General features: G+C 71.9%; 13 protein-coding genes. 4 read left to right on the top strand and 9 right to left on the bottom strand.

Annotation, left to right across the window (positions count from 1 at the left end):
• Positions 1 to 34: 34 nt before the first annotated feature.
• Positions 35 to 535, bottom strand: coding sequence for a transcription elongation factor GreA (gene greA, locus ACFYXC_RS10355; RefSeq protein ID WP_388914688.1), 501 nt, complete (start codon positions 533 to 535; stop codon positions 35 to 37).
• A 259-nt stretch (positions 536 to 794) separates the two neighbouring features.
• Positions 795 to 1,187, bottom strand: a complete 393-nt coding sequence (locus ACFYXC_RS10350; RefSeq protein WP_388914691.1) for a DUF4307 domain-containing protein — start codon at positions 1,185 to 1,187, stop codon at positions 795 to 797.
• A gap of 204 nt (positions 1,188 to 1,391) precedes the next feature.
• Here ACFYXC_RS10350 and mca point away from each other — a divergent pair, with 204 nt between their 5' ends.
• On the top strand, positions 1,392 to 2,252 hold the full coding sequence (gene mca / locus ACFYXC_RS10345; protein ID WP_388914915.1) for a mycothiol conjugate amidase Mca: 861 nt from the start codon (positions 1,392 to 1,394) through the stop codon (positions 2,250 to 2,252).
• Position 2,253: 1 nt separating this feature from the next.
• Positions 2,254 to 2,526 (top strand): hypothetical protein, encoded by a 273-nt coding sequence (locus tag ACFYXC_RS10340; protein ID WP_389549191.1) that lies wholly within the window; start codon positions 2,254 to 2,256, stop codon positions 2,524 to 2,526.
• Between the two features lie 52 nt (positions 2,527 to 2,578).
• On the opposite strand, the gene ACFYXC_RS10335 is transcribed toward ACFYXC_RS10340, so the two are convergent.
• Positions 2,579 to 5,782, bottom strand: coding sequence for an AAA family ATPase (locus tag ACFYXC_RS10335; RefSeq protein ID WP_389549189.1), 3,204 nt, complete (start codon positions 5,780 to 5,782; stop codon positions 2,579 to 2,581).
• 363 nt (positions 5,783 to 6,145) lie between these two features.
• Here ACFYXC_RS10335 and ACFYXC_RS10330 point away from each other — a divergent pair, with 363 nt between their 5' ends.
• Complete coding sequence (locus tag ACFYXC_RS10330) at positions 6,146 to 8,176, top strand: thioredoxin domain-containing protein (RefSeq protein ID WP_389549186.1); 2,031 nt, start codon at positions 6,146 to 6,148, stop codon at positions 8,174 to 8,176.
• A 181-nt stretch (positions 8,177 to 8,357) separates the two neighbouring features.
• Here the strand turns inward: ACFYXC_RS10330 and ACFYXC_RS10325 are convergent, their stop codons facing one another.
• The 3 genes from ACFYXC_RS10325 to ACFYXC_RS10315 form a co-directional block, all read right to left on the bottom strand.
• Entirely contained in the window at positions 8,358 to 9,092 is a 735-nt protein-coding gene (locus tag ACFYXC_RS10325) for a Mut7-C RNAse domain-containing protein (RefSeq protein ID WP_389549183.1), read from the bottom strand.
• Between the two features lie 4 nt (positions 9,093 to 9,096).
• Positions 9,097 to 9,765, bottom strand: coding sequence for a TetR/AcrR family transcriptional regulator (locus ACFYXC_RS10320; protein WP_389549180.1), 669 nt, complete (start codon positions 9,763 to 9,765; stop codon positions 9,097 to 9,099).
• 61 nt (positions 9,766 to 9,826) lie between these two features.
• The gene (locus ACFYXC_RS10315; RefSeq protein WP_388914709.1) at positions 9,827 to 10,540 is read right to left on the bottom strand and encodes a hemolysin III family protein; all 714 of its coding nucleotides are present in this window, start codon (positions 10,538 to 10,540) and stop codon (positions 9,827 to 9,829) included.
• A 360-nt stretch (positions 10,541 to 10,900) separates the two neighbouring features.
• Here ACFYXC_RS10315 and ACFYXC_RS10310 point away from each other — a divergent pair, with 360 nt between their 5' ends.
• A complete protein-coding gene (locus ACFYXC_RS10310; protein ID WP_389549177.1) occupies positions 10,901 to 12,739 on the top strand; it encodes a phosphoenolpyruvate carboxykinase (GTP) in 1,839 nt (612 codons plus the stop codon).
• Positions 12,740 to 12,897: 158 nt separating this feature from the next.
• On the opposite strand, the gene ACFYXC_RS10305 is transcribed toward ACFYXC_RS10310, so the two are convergent.
• The 3 genes from ACFYXC_RS10305 to ACFYXC_RS10295 are packed head-to-tail and all read right to left on the bottom strand — an operon-like array spanning position 12,898 to position 16,224.
• The gene (locus tag ACFYXC_RS10305; protein WP_389549174.1) at positions 12,898 to 13,515 is read right to left on the bottom strand and encodes a hypothetical protein; all 618 of its coding nucleotides are present in this window, start codon (positions 13,513 to 13,515) and stop codon (positions 12,898 to 12,900) included.
• Positions 13,502 to 15,049: a substrate-binding domain-containing protein gene (locus tag ACFYXC_RS10300; protein WP_389549172.1), complete on the bottom strand. Its 1,548-nt coding sequence runs from the start codon at positions 15,047 to 15,049 to the stop codon at positions 13,502 to 13,504. The genes ACFYXC_RS10305 and ACFYXC_RS10300 overlap by 14 nt, the downstream gene beginning before the upstream one ends.
• The gene (locus tag ACFYXC_RS10295) at positions 15,046 to 16,224 is read right to left on the bottom strand and encodes a toxic anion resistance protein (RefSeq protein WP_389549170.1); all 1,179 of its coding nucleotides are present in this window, start codon (positions 16,222 to 16,224) and stop codon (positions 15,046 to 15,048) included. The genes ACFYXC_RS10300 and ACFYXC_RS10295 overlap by 4 nt, the downstream gene beginning before the upstream one ends.
• Between the last annotated feature and the right edge of the window lie 7 nt (positions 16,225 to 16,231).

Below are 16,231 nucleotides of genomic sequence, written 5' to 3'. Positions count from 1 at the left end.
ACCGGGGGCTCGTCGGGGCGACGCGGCGGAGGGGTTACGCGGCGGCGTACGGCTTGGCTTCGAGCACCTTCACCGTGGCGAGCTTGCCGTTCGGCAGCTCGTACTGGGCGTCGTCGCCGATTTTTTTGCCGTTCACTCCGGAGCCGAGCGGGGACTGCGGCGAGTACGTCTCGATGTCGGAGCTCGCGTATTCGCGCGAGGCGAGGAGGAACGTGAGCGTGTCGTCCTCGTCCCCGTCGAAGGCGATGGTCACCACCATGCCGGGCGCCACCGCGCCGTCGGCGGCCGGAGCCTCGCCCACCTTGGCGTTCTCCAGGAGCTGGGTCAGCTGGCGCACCCGGAGCTCCTGCTTGCCCTGCTCCTCCTTGGCCGCGTGGTACCCGCCGTTCTCGCGCAGGTCGCCCTCCTCGCGCGCGGCCGCGATCTTGGCGGCGATCTCCGTGCGCGCAGGACCAGACAGGTGCTCCAGCTCGGCCTTGAGCTGGTTGTACGCCTCCTGGGTCAGCCAGGTGACGTTCTCGCTGGTCTGGGTCACAGGTGCTCCTCGTAGGTACTGGGAATACAAAGCATCGCCCTACTCAGAAGAATGTTCCTTCTCCGGTGGGCGAAACCACGAGCCTAACAATTCACGGGCCGAAGGGGGAGGACATAAGCCATCAGACTTACACAGACGCAGGTCAGCGGCCAGGTGCCGGGGGTGGCAGCCGTCAACGGCGTCCGTCAATGTCGGGCGTGGTCCGCCGTGGACGCCCGGGACAGCGTCGGACAGGGCGCGGCGCGGGTCCGCCCCGCGGTCAGTCCGCGTGACAGCCGAGCAGCTCGGCGGTCGTGCCGGGGGCCGTCGTGCGGAGCGTGAAGACCTTGTCGACGCGGTTCGCGTCCTGGTCGAGGCGGAAGTCCGCGCGGCCCACCTCGGCGCCGTCCTCGGCCTGGGAGCGGATCGTGCAGTAGCCCGTGACCCCCGAGTCCTTGCGGACCTCCAGGTGCACCTTCACGGCGGAGTCCGAGGCGTCGAAACTGATGACCTCGGCGCTGATCTTGTTGCCGCCCACGTAGTGGAGGGCGAAGAAGCCGACGAGAGCGAGCAGGGCCACCCCGAGCACGGAACCGATGATTTTGAGCCTGCGGTCGGCGCGCTCGTCCGCGGAGCGGCCGTACCGGCCCTCGGGCAGCTGCACCGCACTCATGATCGTCCTCTCCGGGGGCGGGATCACGGGGCCGGGGCCGCGGAATTTTTGACCCGCCTGTTCGGTCACTATAGAAGCTCCCACCCGTCACCCGACCGCCGCCCCTCACCGACGTCCCTGCGGGACGACCCCTATGGATTGCGCCGTTTCACACCGGGGCGCCGACTTACTGAGGATTGAGTCTTGACTGACCAGCTACGACTGATGGCCGTGCACGCCCACCCCGACGACGAGTCGTCGAAGGGCGCGGCCACCATGGCGAAGTACGTGTCCGAGGGGGTGGAGGTGCTGGTAGTGACCTGCACCGGCGGAGAGCGCGGCTCCATCCTCAACCCGAAACTGCAGGGTGACAAGTACGTCGAGGAGCACATCCACGAGGTACGCAAGAAGGAGATGGACGAGGCCCGCGAGATCCTCGGCGTCAAGCAGGAGTGGCTCGGTTTCGTGGACTCGGGCCTGCCCGAGGGCGACCCGCTGCCGCCGCTGCCCGAGGGCTGTTTCGCCCTGGAGGACGTCGACAAGGCCGCCGGCGAGCTGGTCCGCAGGATCCGTTCCTTCCGGCCGCAGGTGATCACCACCTACGACGAGAACGGCGGCTATCCGCACCCCGACCACATCATGACCCACAAGATCTCCATGGTGGCCTTCGAGGGCGCGGCCGACACCGAGAAGTACCCGGAGCCGGAGTTCGGCCCGGCCTTCACGCCGCAGAAGCTCTACTACAACCAGGGCTTCAACCGCCCCCGCACCGAGGCGCTGCACCAGGCCCTGCTGGACCGGGGACTGGAGTCGCCGTACGGGGACTGGCTCAAGCGGTGGGACGAGTTCGAGCGCACCGAGCGCACGCTGACGACGCACGTCCCGTGCGCGGACTTCTACGAGATCCGCGACAAGGCCCTCATCGCGCACGCCACGCAGATCGACCCCGACGGCGGCTGGTTCCGCGTCCCGCTGGAGCTCCAGCGGGAGGTCTGGCCCACCGAGGAGTACGAACTGGCGAAGTCCCTCGTCGATACGTCCCTCCCCGAGGACGACCTCTTCGCGGGCATCCGCGACAATGCCTGACATGAGCGCAAGCCTGGCACTGACGCACCTCGTCCCTCTCGCCAAGGAGGTCGACGAGAACAAGGTCACCCCCGGTGTCCTCGGCTTCATCGTCTTCGCGGTGATGGCCCTGGCGGTATGGGGGCTGATGAAGAGCATGAACCGGCACATGGGCAAGGTCGACTTCGCGGAGAACGCCGACCCGAAGGCCGCCGCCTCCGACCGGGCGACGGCCGGGCCTGCCGGGTCGGCCGGTTCCGGCCCCGGTGGGAAGACCTCGCCCGCGAAGGGCTGAGACCCCGCACGAGCCGCCGGCCCGGGTCCCGCAGAGACCCGGGCCGGCCCGCTCACGTCCGCCGCGCCGGCACCGGTACCCCCATGACCTCTCGCGCGTGGCGGTTCGGGACCATTCCCAGGCGCCATGCCTGCCAGCCGGACTCCAGGTCCGCGCCCCGTTCCAGGAGGAGCTGGTACGCCTCGATGTAGTCGTCCAGTTTCCCGTCACGGGCCGGGTGGCCGCTGCGGGACAGCTGTGACAGCTCCTCCTGGGCGACGGCCGTGCCGATCTCGACGCCGCCGGGGGAGGCGTACGGCAGGAGCGTGCAGCGCAGGAAGCGGGCCCAGTCCTCACCGCGGCGATCGCCGTAGGAGGCGAAGAGCGAGGTCGCCTCGTCGCACAGGGTCAGGGCCGGCTGCGTACGGGCGTTTCCGGCGTCCACCACCGCCAGCTCCAGGCAGGTCCAGGCTTCCCCGTGGGCGACGCCGATCCGCTGGAAGTCGGCCCGCGCGTCCACCAGGAGCTGCCGGGCGAAGCCGGAGTTGCGCAGCGAGCCGGTCTGCGCGGCCCGCTGGTCACGGGTCACCCGCGCCGAGTGGTGGCGGGCGCACGCCAGACCGTAGACGTCGCGGATCCGCGAGAGCATCGTCCGGGACCGCTCCAGCTCCCGGACGGCCTGGTCGAGGTCGCCCGTCTCCTCCAGCGCCTGGCCCAGGTAGTACACCGTCCACGCCTCACCCCGCGCGTCCTCGTTCTCGCGGTGGCGGGAGGCCGCCTGGCGCAGGCCGTCCACGGCGGCGGACGGGTCGCCGTCGACCATCCGGGCCCGGGCCAGCTGGGTCAGCGCCCATGCCTCGCCGCGTGCGTCGCGGGTGCGCCCGTACAGGTCGAGGGCCGCGCGCAGCTCGGACTCGGCGCGCGGCACGTCCCCCATGCGCAGCCCCAGCTGGCCGAGCTGGAAGTGGGCCCACGCCTCGCCGTGCACGGACTCGCCCTCGCGGTGCAGGACGAGGGCCTGGGCGAGGAGGTCCGTGGCCTCGCGCAGTCTCGCCCGGTCCCGCTCGACGGCGGCCAGCGCGTGCATCGTCCAGGCGCGGTCCGCGGCGAGGTCGGGGGACGCCTGGAGGTCCAGGGCCTCCTGGAGCTTCACCGCCGCCTCGGTCAGATTGCCCTGGTGGTGCAGGGTGATCCCGAGCGAGCACAGGGCCCGGGCCGCGCCCGCGTCGTGATGGGCCTCGAAGTAGAGGTCGACCACCGAGGTGAGCGTCGTCCGCGCCTTGTCGAGTTCGCCGAGCTGACGGGCCGCGATGCCCGTGCGCCACTGGACCGAGCGCACGAGGAGCCCCTGGTCGACGGCCTGCGTCAGCTCGCTGATCTCGCCCAGGCGGTAGAGATCGCCGCGCAGCAGGCAGTAGTCGCACAGGGCGCCCAGGAGGTTGAGCACCGCCGCCTGGTTCACGCCCTCCGCGTGCCGCAGGGTGGCCGTGATGAAGCTCGACTCGTCGTCCAGCCAGCGCAGGGCCGCCTCCAGCGAGGTGAACCCGTGCGGGCCGAACTGGTCCGCGCGCGTGGAGGTCTTGCCGTCGACCAGGCGGATCACCGAGTCGGCGAGCTCCCCGTAGTTGACGATGAGCCGCTCCTGTGCGGCCGTGCGCTCGGCGGGTTCCTCCTCGTCGAGCAGCCGGGCCTGCGCGAAGGCGCGGACGAGATCGTGCAGGCGGTAGCGGCTGCCGCGGACGTGGTCGATCAGGCCCGCGCGGGAAAGGGCCTCCAGCCGGCGGGTCGCCTCCGGCTCGTCCGTCGCGAGCAGGGCGGCCGCCGCCGCGGCGCCCAGCGAGGCGCGACCCGCGAGGGCGAGGCGGCGGAGCAGGCGCCGCTCCGCGTCCGACTGGTCCGTGTAGCGCAGCCACAGGACCCGTTCGACCGCTTCGACCGGGCCGTACGCCGCCAGATCGGTGGCGAGCCGGCGGGACGTGCGCGACCCGAGGGACGAACCCGCGATCCGCAGCGCCAGCGGGAGCCCGCCGCACAGCTCCCGGATCTCGTCCGAGGCTTCGGCGTCGTACGGGGCGGAGTCGTCCTGCGCCGAAGCCCTGAGGAGTTCCTCGGCACCCGGCGCGGACAGGGGTTCCACCGCGAGCTGGTGCACCCAGGCGGGCAGGTCGGCGGGGAGGTCCAGGGGTTTGCGGGCGGTGACGACGACGAGGCTGTCGGAGCGCTCCGGCACCAGCGTGCGGACCTGCTCCACGTCGGCGGCGTCGTCCAGCACGATCGTCACGGGCAGGCCGGTCAGATGCTGGTGGTAGAGCTCGGCGAGCCGCCGCACCTGCTGGTCCTGCGAGGAGCGCTCGCGGAACAGGAGCTGCTCACGGGGCGCGCCCAGCCGGTTCAGCAGATGCAGGAGCGCGTCGCGGGTGGTCAGCGGCGGCTCCTCCGCGCTGTCGCCGCGCAGGTCCACCACGCAGGCGCCGCGGAACTGGTCCTTCAGGTCGTGCGCGGCGCGGACGGCGAGCGTGCTGCGGCCGGAGCCCGGCGCGCCGTGCAGGACGACCACCGTCGGCCGGGTCTCCGTGCTCGCGCGGGCCGCGTGCACCCACTGCGCGATCCGCTGCAGTTCCGGCCGGCGGCCGGCGAACGGGCCGACCGGTTCGGGAAGCTGACCGAAGGACTGCTCCAGGACGTTCCGCCGGCGGGCCGCCGCGCTCTTGTCGGTACGGCGCAGCTGGGGCGCGCCCTTCTTCGCCCCGGTGGCGGCGTTGAACACGCGCTGCTGGTCGAAGAACGGCCGGATCCCGCGGACCTCCAGGGCGGTCAGCCAGGCCAGTCGCAGCTGCTCCGGGCCGCCGGGCTGGCCGAGGGCGCCCGCGTGGCGGCTCGCGGCCGGCAGATGGGAGGCCGTCACCTTCGCGACCGTCGTGGCGGCGCCGACGACGCCGACGACCGCGCCGGCGCCCACCGCCGCGCCCGCTCCGGTGCCGAGCGCCAGGTCGGCCACCACGGCCGTGAGCGCGGCGACGGCCGCGACGAGCAGGGGGGTTCCGGCGCCCTCGCGCGCGTAGCGCTGCCCGAAGGTCAGCCGACCCGCCTCGGCCTCGTCCACCGCCTTCGTGTACGCCTCGTACTCCTCGGCGGCCGTCTGCGCCATGGTGTCCAGCGCGGCCCGCGCCCGCGACAGCAGTACGCTCCCGTCGACGCGGCCGCCCGAACGCCGGACCTCCTCCTCCACGGCCCGGACCAACAGCCGTTCGGCCTCCGCCCGGTGGCTGTCCCGCATTTCGCGTCCCCCTTTGCCGACAACGGCTCTTCTGGTCGAGTCTCCTGCGGACGAGCGGGGAAGGCGAGAGCCTTCGGCGGTGCCTGTGGCCTTCGGCGGTGCCTGTGGTGTGTGCGTTGCCCGTCCGGGCAGGCCGGAACCAGGACCTACCCGTTTGGGGAGCGGGTGATCCGTCGCGGGCGCCGGTTCTTGGTTCGGTGCCCCCTGACGGGGCTCGCACCGGTGCCCACCGGGGGTGGGGAGGGGCGGAACGGGGGGGTGTTCGGGTGCGGGTCGGTGGGGGCTGGGTGCGCAGTTCCCCGCGCCCTTTGCGGGGCTGTGTGATGTGCGGGGTGTGGGGGGTACTGCGGCAGGATGGATTCCATGCCGAATCGACTGGCCAACGAGACGTCCCCCTATCTCCTGCAGCACGCCGACAACCCCGTCGACTGGTGGCCCTGGTCGGAGGAGGCGTTCGAGGAGGCGCGCAGGACCGGGAAACCCGTCCTGCTGAGCGTCGGTTACAGCAGCTGCCACTGGTGCCACGTCATGGCGCACGAGTCGTTCGAGGACCAGGAGACCGCCGACTACCTCAACGCGCACTTCGTCGGTGTCAAGGTCGACCGGGAGGAGCGGCCCGACGTCGACGCGGTCTACATGGAGGCCGTGCAGGCGGCCACCGGGCAGGGCGGCTGGCCCATGACCGTCTTCCTCACGGCCGACGCCGAGCCGTTCTACTTCGGCACCTACTTCCCGCCCGAGCCGCGGCACGGGAGCCCGTCGTTCCGGCAGGTCCTCGAAGGCGTACGCAGTGCGTGGACCGACCGGCGGGACGAGGTCGCCGAGGTCGCCGGGAAGATCGTGCGCGACCTCGCCGGACGCGAGATCGGCTTCGGCGACGCGCAGGTGCCGGGGGAGGAAGAACTCGCGCAGGCGCTGCTCGGGCTCACCCGCGACTACGACGCCGCACACGGCGGCTTCGGCGGGGCGCCCAAGTTCCCGCCGTCGATGGCCGTCGAGTTCCTGCTGCGGCACCACGCGCGCACCGGGGCCGAGGGCGCGCTGCAGATGGCCGCCGACACCTGCGAGCGGATGGCCCGCGGGGGCATCTACGACCAGCTCGGCGGCGGCTTCGCCCGGTACTCCGTCGACCGTGAGTGGGTCGTGCCCCACTTCGAGAAGATGCTCTACGACAACGCGCTGCTGTGCCGGGTGTACGCGCACCTGTGGCGGACGACCGGCTCCGACCTGGCCCGCCGGGTCGCCCTGGAGACCGCCGACTTCATGGTCCGGGAACTGCGCACGGCCGAGGGCGGGTTCGCCTCCGCGCTCGACGCGGACAGCGACGACGGCACGGGCCGGCACGTCGAAGGCGCGTACTACGTGTGGACGCCGCAGGAGCTGCGCGAGGTGCTCGGCGAGCAGGACGCCCGGCTCGCCGCCGACTACTTCGGCGTGACCGAGGAGGGCACCTTCGAGGAGGGCGCCTCCGTCCTCCAGCTGCCGCAGAGCGAAGGCGTGTTCGACGCCGACCGGATCGAGTCCGTCAGGGCCCGGCTGAAGGAGGCGCGCGACGGCCGTCCCGCCCCCGGCCGCGACGACAAGATCGTGGCCGCCTGGAACGGCCTGGCGATCGCCGCGCTGGCCGAGACCGGCGCGTACTTCGACCGGCCCGACCTGGTCGACGCGGCGCTCGGGGCGGCCGACCTTCTCGTGCGGCTCCATCTGGACGAGCACGCGCGTCTCGCCCGTACGAGCAAGGACGGCAGGGCCGGCGCGCACGCCGGTGTGCTGGAGGACTACGCGGACGTCGCGGAGGGGTTCCTCGCGCTGGCCTCGGTGACGGGCGAGGGGGTCTGGCTGGACTTCGCCGGCTTCCTGCTCGACCACGTCCTCGTGCAGTTCACCGACGAGGAGTCAGGAGCGCTGTACGACACGGCGGCCGACGCGGAGAAGCTCATCCGGCGCCCGCAGGACCCGACCGACAACGCCACGCCCTCCGGCTGGAGCGCGGCCGCCGGAGCGCTGCTGAGCTATGCGGCCCAGACCGGCTCGGAGACCCACCGCCGTACCGCGGAACGGGCGCTGGGCGTGGTGAAGGCGCTCGGCCCGCGCGCCCCGCGCTTCATCGGCTGGGGCCTGGCCACGGCCGAGGCCCAGCTCGACGGGCCGCGTGAGGTGGCGGTCGTCGGACCGGCGGACGACCCGGCCACCGGGGAGCTCCACCGGGTGGCCCTGCTAGCCACCGCGCCCGGTGCGGTGGTCGCCGTGGGGGCCCCGGACAGCGGCGAGCTGCCGCTGCTCGCGGACCGGGTGCTGGTGGGTGGCGCACCCACGGCTTATGTCTGCCGCAACTTCACCTGCGATGCCCCGACGACCGAGGTCGACCGTCTGCGGGCGGCCCTGGAAAACTGAGCGAGTCTTTTCTGGGGCGGGGGGTGCTTCGTCGGGTGCGGGTGCGTCGTGGCTGGTCGCGCAGTTCCCCGCGCCCCTGAAAGACCGCGCAGTTCCCCGCGCCCCCAGGTACCTGGGGGCGCGGGGAACTGCGCGAGCAACCCCCACTCGGCCGCACCCGACGACGCGCGCCCCGAAGGGATCAGTTCGAGGGCTGGCCGAACTCGGCCACGGCGCCGTCGACGATCTCCTCCAGTTGCGCGTGGTGGGCGCCCCGCCAGTACGCCCGCCCGCACTCCCCGCACCGCGCGAACACGTCGTACGAGCGCCGGGTCCCGCCCTCCAGCTGTCCGACGACCTCGTCCTTCGAGGCCGGCGCCAGCACTCCGTTGCACGCGGTGCACCGGCTCCACGGCCGCAGCCGCGGGGCGAACCGCCCCAGCACGTCGCGCAGCTGTTCAGTCGGCTTCGTGCTGTACACGAACGCCCCTGCCCACAGCTCCCGCCGCCGCAGCAGCCCCCGGTCCCGGCTGAGCATCACGCGCCGCTCGGCGGCGGACCTCGCGGCGAGCGCGGGGTCGCCGATGTCCAGCGACTCGTACGCGGCGTCGACACCGAGCAGCCGCAGCCGACGGGCCAGCGTGCCCAGATGGACGTCGAGCAGGAACCGCAGCGGAGCGCCCGGCACCGGCTGGGGCCGCGCGACGGCACGTACCTCGACGGTGTCGTCCGCCGCGGGCAGCCGCGACACCGCCACCGCGCGGCCGTTCACCACGAGCTCCCCGACCTCGGTCAGCGGGACGCCGAGCGACTCGACGACATGGCCCAGCGTGGAGGAGCCGTCGGTGGCGACCGGCGTGGCCCCCGACCGGCGTCCGTGCGGGACGAACACCCGTAGCCCGGGCGCGAATACGACGTGGATCTGCGGTCCGTTCACCGGGTCAGGATGGCATGCGGGCCGGGCCGGCGGCCTCGTGGTTTTCCCGGGTGAGCCCGTGGTCCAGGACGTCCAGGGCCCGGTCGACGAGGGTGCCGAGGTCGTCCTCGTGGTGGTGTTCCGCCCAGTACAGGGACGCCTCCGTCAGCCCGCCGACGAGGGAGGTCGCGAAGACGCGTACCTCGAAGCTCCCGGGGTCCCGGCCGGTGCGCTCGCCGATGACCTGGCAGAGCAGCCCGCCGGTGACGGTCATGCGCTCCGCGGCCCGCGACCGCACGGCGGGCACCTCGGCCATCAGGCGGGTGCGCAGCCGGATCACCTCGGGCTCCTCCGAGGTCCCGGGGCCCGCCAGCTTCTTCAGTGCGTACCGCAGGGAGGCGAACCACGGTTCGTCCGCCGGGCGGGCGCGCACCTCCGCCACCAGCAGCGGGCCGTACTCGTCCGTGAGGACGATGTCCTCCTTGGCCGGGAAGTAGCGCAGGACCGTGGACGGCGACACCTCGGCCAGCTCGGCGATCCGCTCGACCGTCGTCGCGTCGTACCCGTGCTCCTGGATCAGCCGGTACGTCGCGTGCCGGATCGCCGTCCGCGTCCTGGCCTTCTTCCGCTCACGCAGTCCCGGCCGGGGGAGGTCGGTGGAGGGCGGGGTGGGTGCGGCCGTCATGGCGTCCATTCTCGGCCATCGGCGATCGGTTGTCGGCGGGGCCCGACCGGGGCGGCGCGGTACGGGTGGGCTATCCGTACCGGTAGGCCACGATCGAGATGCCGATGTAGTGCGCGATGAACGCCGCGAGGGTCAGCAGGTGGAAGACCTCGTGGAAGCCGAACCAGCGCGGTGACGGGTTGGGGCGTTTGAGCGCGTAGATGATTCCGCCGGCGCTGTAGAGGAGTCCGCCGACGATCACGAGGACCAGGACGGTGACGCCGCCGGCCCGCATGAAGTCGGGGAGGAAGAAGACGGCGGCCCAGCCCATCGCGATGTAGCAGGGGGTGTAGAGCCAGCGCGGGGCGCCGATCCAGAAGACCCGGAAGGCGATGCCCGCGACGGCCGCGCCCCAGATGCCCCACAGGAGCCAGCGGCCCTTGCTCTCCGGGAGCAGCAGCATCGTCAGGGGCGTGTACGAGCCCGCGATGATGAGGAAGATGTTCGCGTGGTCGAGTCTGCGCAGCACACCGTCCATGCGCGGGCTCCAGGTCCCGCGGTGGTAGATCGCGCTGACGCCGAACAGCAGGCAGGCGGTGAGGACGAAGACCGCGCAGGCCGCGCGGGCGCGGGTCGAGCCGGCGAGGGCGGTCAGCGCCAGGCCGGACACGAGCACGGCGGGGAACATCCCGGCGTGCAGCCAGCCGCGCAGGTGCGGTTTCACGGGATGCGGCAGTGAGAGCGCTTCGGCGACACGGTCGACGACAGGCGTGTCCGCGGAGGCGTCGGAGCGGGGCGCAGTCATGGCAGCCATCGTACCTACGGAACCGTAGGTTACATATCAGTCCCCCCGTCCGGAGCGCACCGAGTGGCAGGTGTCTCACGGGTGTGCCGGGCCGCGTGTCGGGCCGTCGTGCCAGATGGGCCGGAATGGGACCTTGTACACATCCGACGCCAAGTGGTGATGCTCACGCCGCTCAGGTGTGAGGCCCTCTGGACATATGGGCGGAGCCGTCGGATGATCAAATGAGTGCGGTCGGCACCGGATGAGCGCCAGGAAGATCGATATGCACCGGAAAGACCGGTGCGGGTCGGTCCCGTGAAGCATCCGGGTCGCGGCCCCCACGGGGCACAAAAACCAAAAACCCCTCATCTAGGAGCGATCGTGGCGCGCGACATCGCGGCTCCCCCTTCGACCACCGTCCCCACCACCCACAAGGAACTGGTCTCATGGGTCAACGAGATCGCCGAACTGACGCAGCCGGACAGTGTGGTCTGGTGTGACGGCTCGGAGGCCGAACACGAGCGACTGAGCGAGGAGCTCGTCCGCAAGGGCACCTTCAGGAAGCTCGACCCGATCAAGCGCCCCAACTCGTACTACGCGGCCTCCGACCCGACCGATGTCGCCCGGGTCGAGGACCGTACGTTCATCTGCTCCGAGAAGGAGGAGGACGCGGGCCCGACCAACCACTGGAAGGACCCCGCCGAGATGCGGGAGGTCTTCCAGGGCAAGGAGGGCGACGGGGGGATCTTCCGCGGCTCGATGCGCGGCCGGACGATGTACGTCGTCCCGTTCTGCATGGGCCCGCTCGGCTCCGACCTCTCCGCGATCGGCGTCGAGATCACCGACTCGGCGTACGTGGCCGTCTCCATGCGCACCATGACCCGGATGGGGCAGCCCGTCCTCGACGAACTCGGCTCCGACGGCTTCTTCGTGCGTGCCGTGCACACGCTCGGGGCGCCGCTGGCCGAGGGCGAGGCCGACGTGCCGTGGCCCTGCAACTCCACGAAGTACATCTCCCACTTCCCCGAGACCCGCGAGATCTGGTCGTACGGCTCCGGCTACGGCGGCAACGCGCTGCTCGGCAAGAAGTGCTACGCCCTGCGCATCGCCTCCGTCATGGCCCGGGACGAGGGCTGGCTGGCCGAGCACATGCTCATCCTGAAGCTCACGCCGCCGCAGGGAGAGTCGAAGTACGTGGCCGCCGCCTTCCCGAGCGCCTGCGGCAAGACGAACCTCGCCATGCTGGAGCCGACGGTGCGCGGCTGGACCGTCGAGACCATCGGCGACGACATCGCCTGGATGCGCTTCGGCGAGGACGGCCGCCTGTACGCCATCAACCCCGAGGCCGGCTTCTTCGGCGTCGCGCCCGGCACCGGTGAGCACACCAACGCCAACGCGATGAAGACGCTGTGGGGCAACTCCGTCTTCACCAACGTCGCCCTGACCGACGACAACGACGTCTGGTGGGAGGGCATGACGGAGGAGACCCCGGCCCACCTCACGGACTGGAAGGGCAACGACTGGACCCCCGAGTCCGGCGTCCCCGCCGCGCACCCCAACGCCCGCTTCACCGTCCCCGCCGCGCAGTGCCCGATCATCGCGCCCGAGTGGGAGGACCCCCGCGGCGTGCCGATCTCCGCGATCCTCTTCGGCGGGCGCCGTGCCACGGCCGTGCCGCTGGTGACGGAGTCCTTCGACTGGAACCACGGCGTCTTCCTCGGTGCGAACGTCGCCTCCGAGAAGACCGCCGCCGCCGAGGGCAAGGTCGGCGAACTGCGCCGCGACCCGTTCGCCATGCTCCCCTTCTGCGGTTACAACATGGGCGACTACATGGGCCACTGGGTCGACGTCGCCAAGGACAAGGACCAGTCCAAACTCCCGAAGATCTACTACGTCAACTGGTTCCGCAAGAACGACGAGGGCAAGTTCGTCTGGCCCGGCTTCGGTGAGAACAGCCGGGTCCTGAAGTGGATCGTGGACCGGCTGGACGGGCGCGCCGAGGGCGTCGAGACCCCCATCGGCGTCCTCCCCGCCAAGGGCGCCCTCGACACGGAGGGGCTCGACCTCTCCGAGGCCGAGCTCGACTTCCTCCTCACCGTCGACAGGGAGGTGTGGCGGGAGGAGGCCGCGCTGGTCCCGGACCACCTGAACACGTTCGGCGACCACACGCCGGCGGAACTCTGGGCCGAGTACCGGGCGCTGGTCGAACGCCTGGGCTGACCCCGACCCTTCCCGTCTCTTCTGGGGGCTGCGCCCCAGACCCCCCTGTCGCGCTGCGCGCTCCTGCGCAGTTCCCCGCGCCCCTAGATATCTAGGGGCGCGGGGAACTGCGCAACGGGGGTTCGGGGGCGGAGCCCCCGAGGTCGGGAGGGCAAGGGTCAGGCCCGGTCCTCCAGGTAGCGGGTGTGGGACTCCTGGCGGCGGGCCTCCGTCTCGCGGAGGGCCGCCGCCAGCGACGTCAACTCGTCGTCCAGCAGCCCGAGCTGCCGTTCGAGATGCCGCTCGGGCGACTCGGAGCCCGGAGCCAGCCGCACCCACCACCGCGCCCGCACATACGCGTCGACCGCCTCCGGAAGGTCCAGACGTACCGCCCGCGACAGCACATGCACCCCCTCCGCGTCCCGCGCGAGCACCTGCGCGACCCATCCGGGATCGAGCAGCGCGGTGAGCAGCTCCGTCAGCTCGGTGAGCCGGCCGGCCGCGGCGGGCGGCAGTTCGACGTCCGCGAGGTAGGTCCGCAGCGTGCCGAAGTCCGCGCGGATCTCGCCGAGCTGGGCGGAGGCGTCCGGGAAGTCCGGCACGGGCGGCCGCTCCGGCGGTGCGACCAGCGCCCCGGCGCCGTACAGGCCGGCGACGACGACCGGCCAGTACGCCCCCGCGACCCCCGCGAACGTCAGCGCCAGCCCCGCGATCCCGCAGGCGCTCCCGGTGAGGTTCTTGCGCGACTCCAGGTAGCCGAGGAACCGGCTGGGCCTGTCAGTCCTACTGGTAGCCACGGATCTCCTCGAAGGCGCCGTCGAGCGAGCCCTTCCGGGCGTCGAAGAGACGGCCGCCGGTCAGGTCGGCGATGTGTTCCAGCTCGCCGCGGTCGGAGTCGCCGAAGAGGATCGGGAAGACGGGGATCCGCCGCTCGTCCTCGGACAGCCGGCCGTAGAAGCCGTCGAACTCCGCCGGGCTCGCGCCCTTCGTGTTGTCGCCGTCCGTCATCAGCACGATCGACGTGAACGTGTCGTCGTCGGCCCCCAGATGCCCGTACGCCTTCTGCAGCGAGGTGTAGATCGCCGTGTCGCCCTCGGCGGTGAGCGCCTCGGTGTCGCGGCGGATCGCGTCGAGCCCCGAGCGCGGGTTCTCGGGCCGTACCACGTGCGTGGCGACACTCTTGACCGCCGAGCCGAACGGCATCAGCGTCACCTCCTCCCGTTCACGGAAGTCACCCGTGAGGTCGGTGAGTGCCTTCTTCAGCCGCCCGAGCCGCCCGTCCTCGCGCATCGAGCCCGAGGTGTCGAGCACGTACACGGTCCGGGAGGGCCTGCGCAGCTTGTTCTCGTAGGAGTCGAGGAGCCCGTCGGCGACGGAACGGCTGCCGGGGAAGGGGAGTTCGCGGCGCCGGGTGGTGTCCAGTCCGGCCGCGGGCGGCACGGAGGGGACGACGGGACGGCGCAGCGTGCGGGCGGTGATCAGCCGCTGGACCGCCGGGGTGCGCAGGGCCTCGGTGAGGCGGCGGACGTCGTCGCGGACCTCCCGGCTCGTGGACGTGAGCGAGGAGAGCGGATAGTCGGCGGTGACCACTCCGTCGCGCGGCCGGATCACCGTGAGGTCCTTCCTCGACTTCAGCACCGACTCGTAGTTGAGGAGGGCGTCCACGTCACCGCGCCGGTCGTACGCCGCCGCGAGCCAGCCCGAGGACCCCGACGTGAGCTTCTGGCCCTTGAAGAACTCCGTCAGCTCGGGCGTGGCCCGCCGCACGTCCGCGTCCGTGAGCGCCGACTGGGCTCCGGAGAGCGCCGAGGCCACCGAGACGAGCGTGGAGAAACCCGAGTTCGAACGGGACGGATCGGTCATGCCGTACGTCAGCCTGCCGTCGCGCACCGCTTCCCCGACGGCGGCCCAGGTGACGTCCGCCGGCTTCCAGCCCAGCTTCCGTACGGTGGCGTCCTTCACCCCGATGGCCAGCGGGCTGGACATGACCGGGGTCTCGGACACGACCTGCTCCGCGGCGGCGGGTTCCAGGCGCAGGTAGTCGTTGGAGGAGAGCCAGACCGCGTCGTACGCGCCCTTCGCCCTGCCCTTCGCGAGGAGGTCGACGGCGTCGAGGGTGCCCAGGTAGGTGGGCCGGACCGTGATGCCGGTGTCCTTCCTGACCTGCTCCAGCACGCCCTTCATGTCGGCGAGCTCGCTGGAGGCCAGCACGCGGAGGGTGCCGGGGACCGGTTCGCCGCCGGACGGGCCCGGTTCCTCCGTGGCGGACGTACATCCGGCCGCCACCACGGTCACCGCGACGGCGGCCACGGCCAGACGGAGGTGTCTCATGCGAGGCCACCGCCTTCCAGGGCGCCCTGCGAGCGGCTGCGCTCCAGATACGCCGTGGCGTGCTGGAGTTCGGAGGTCAGGGAGTCGACCGTCGCCGCCATGGTCTCCGTGGCCTGGACCTTGTACGTGTCGATGGCGTCCAGGGTCTGGTAGATCTGCTGGAAGGCCGAGCGCAGCGTCTCCGCCCCCACGGCGGGGTCGGCGGCGATGTGCTGGATCTCGCCGCTCTGCGTGGCGAGCATCTCCGCGTTGCCGCGGATGAGGTCCTCCGTGGTGCCGCGCAGCGCGTTGACCTGCTCGACGACCTTGCGCTGGTTGTCGAGGGCGGAGGCGAGCATCACGGAGATCCGCAGCGCGGAGACCGTGGTGGTGGCCGCGCGGTCGACGCCCTTGATCAGTTCCTCGTTGTTGCGGCGGACCACGTCCATCGCGAGATAGCCCTGCGCGCACACCGCGAGCTGGGTGAGCAGGTCCTGGTGCTTCTGCCGTACGGGGAACAGGACGTCCGCGCGCAGGGTGTCGGCCTGGGCGGGGTCCTGTGCCTCGACGCCGGCGATGTGGCTCTCGACCGCCGTGTCCAGGGCCTCGGTCAGGACGACGTACTCCTGCAGCTTGCCCATCGAGTCCCACAGGCGGACGCGCTCGGTCTGCAACGCCGCGTTGTCGCGCCGCAGTTCGTCCTGGCCACCGCGCAGCGAGCCCACGATCCTGTTCAGGGTGCCCTGCGCGGAGGCGTACCTGGCCACGTGGTCGCGGAGCTTGTTGCCGCCCGGCAGCCGGGACAGCAGCTTGCGTGCCCTGCCGCCGGGCAGATCGCGCGGGTCGAGGTCCTCGACGGTGCGCCGCAGCTCGACGAGCGAGGAGGAGACGCGGGACTGGGCGTCCTCGCCGTTGGCGGGCAGCGCGCGGATCGTGCGCTCCAGCATCCGGTTCGACTGGGCGGCGGCGCCGCGCATCTCACCGGACCCGAGCGCGACGATCTCGCCGATCCTCCCGGCGAACTCGGGGGAGCGGGCGTCGAGCACGGCGAGCCCGTCGACGTACTCGGCGGCCTTGCGTGCCATGTCGGTGCGGACCGACTCGTCGACCGGCACCAGTCCGCCGGCCTTCTCCTTCGGCACGGCCGCGACCGTCTCGGGAGGGGTGAGGGTGAAGGTGTCTTCGAGGTTGCTCACGTGCTGT

Origin of the sequence: Streptomyces sp. NPDC002701 (assembly GCF_042889045.1) — a bacterium.
GTDB lineage: Bacteria > Actinomycetota > Actinomycetes > Streptomycetales > Streptomycetaceae > Streptomyces.
This window is presented reverse-complemented; position numbering and strand designations above follow the sequence as displayed.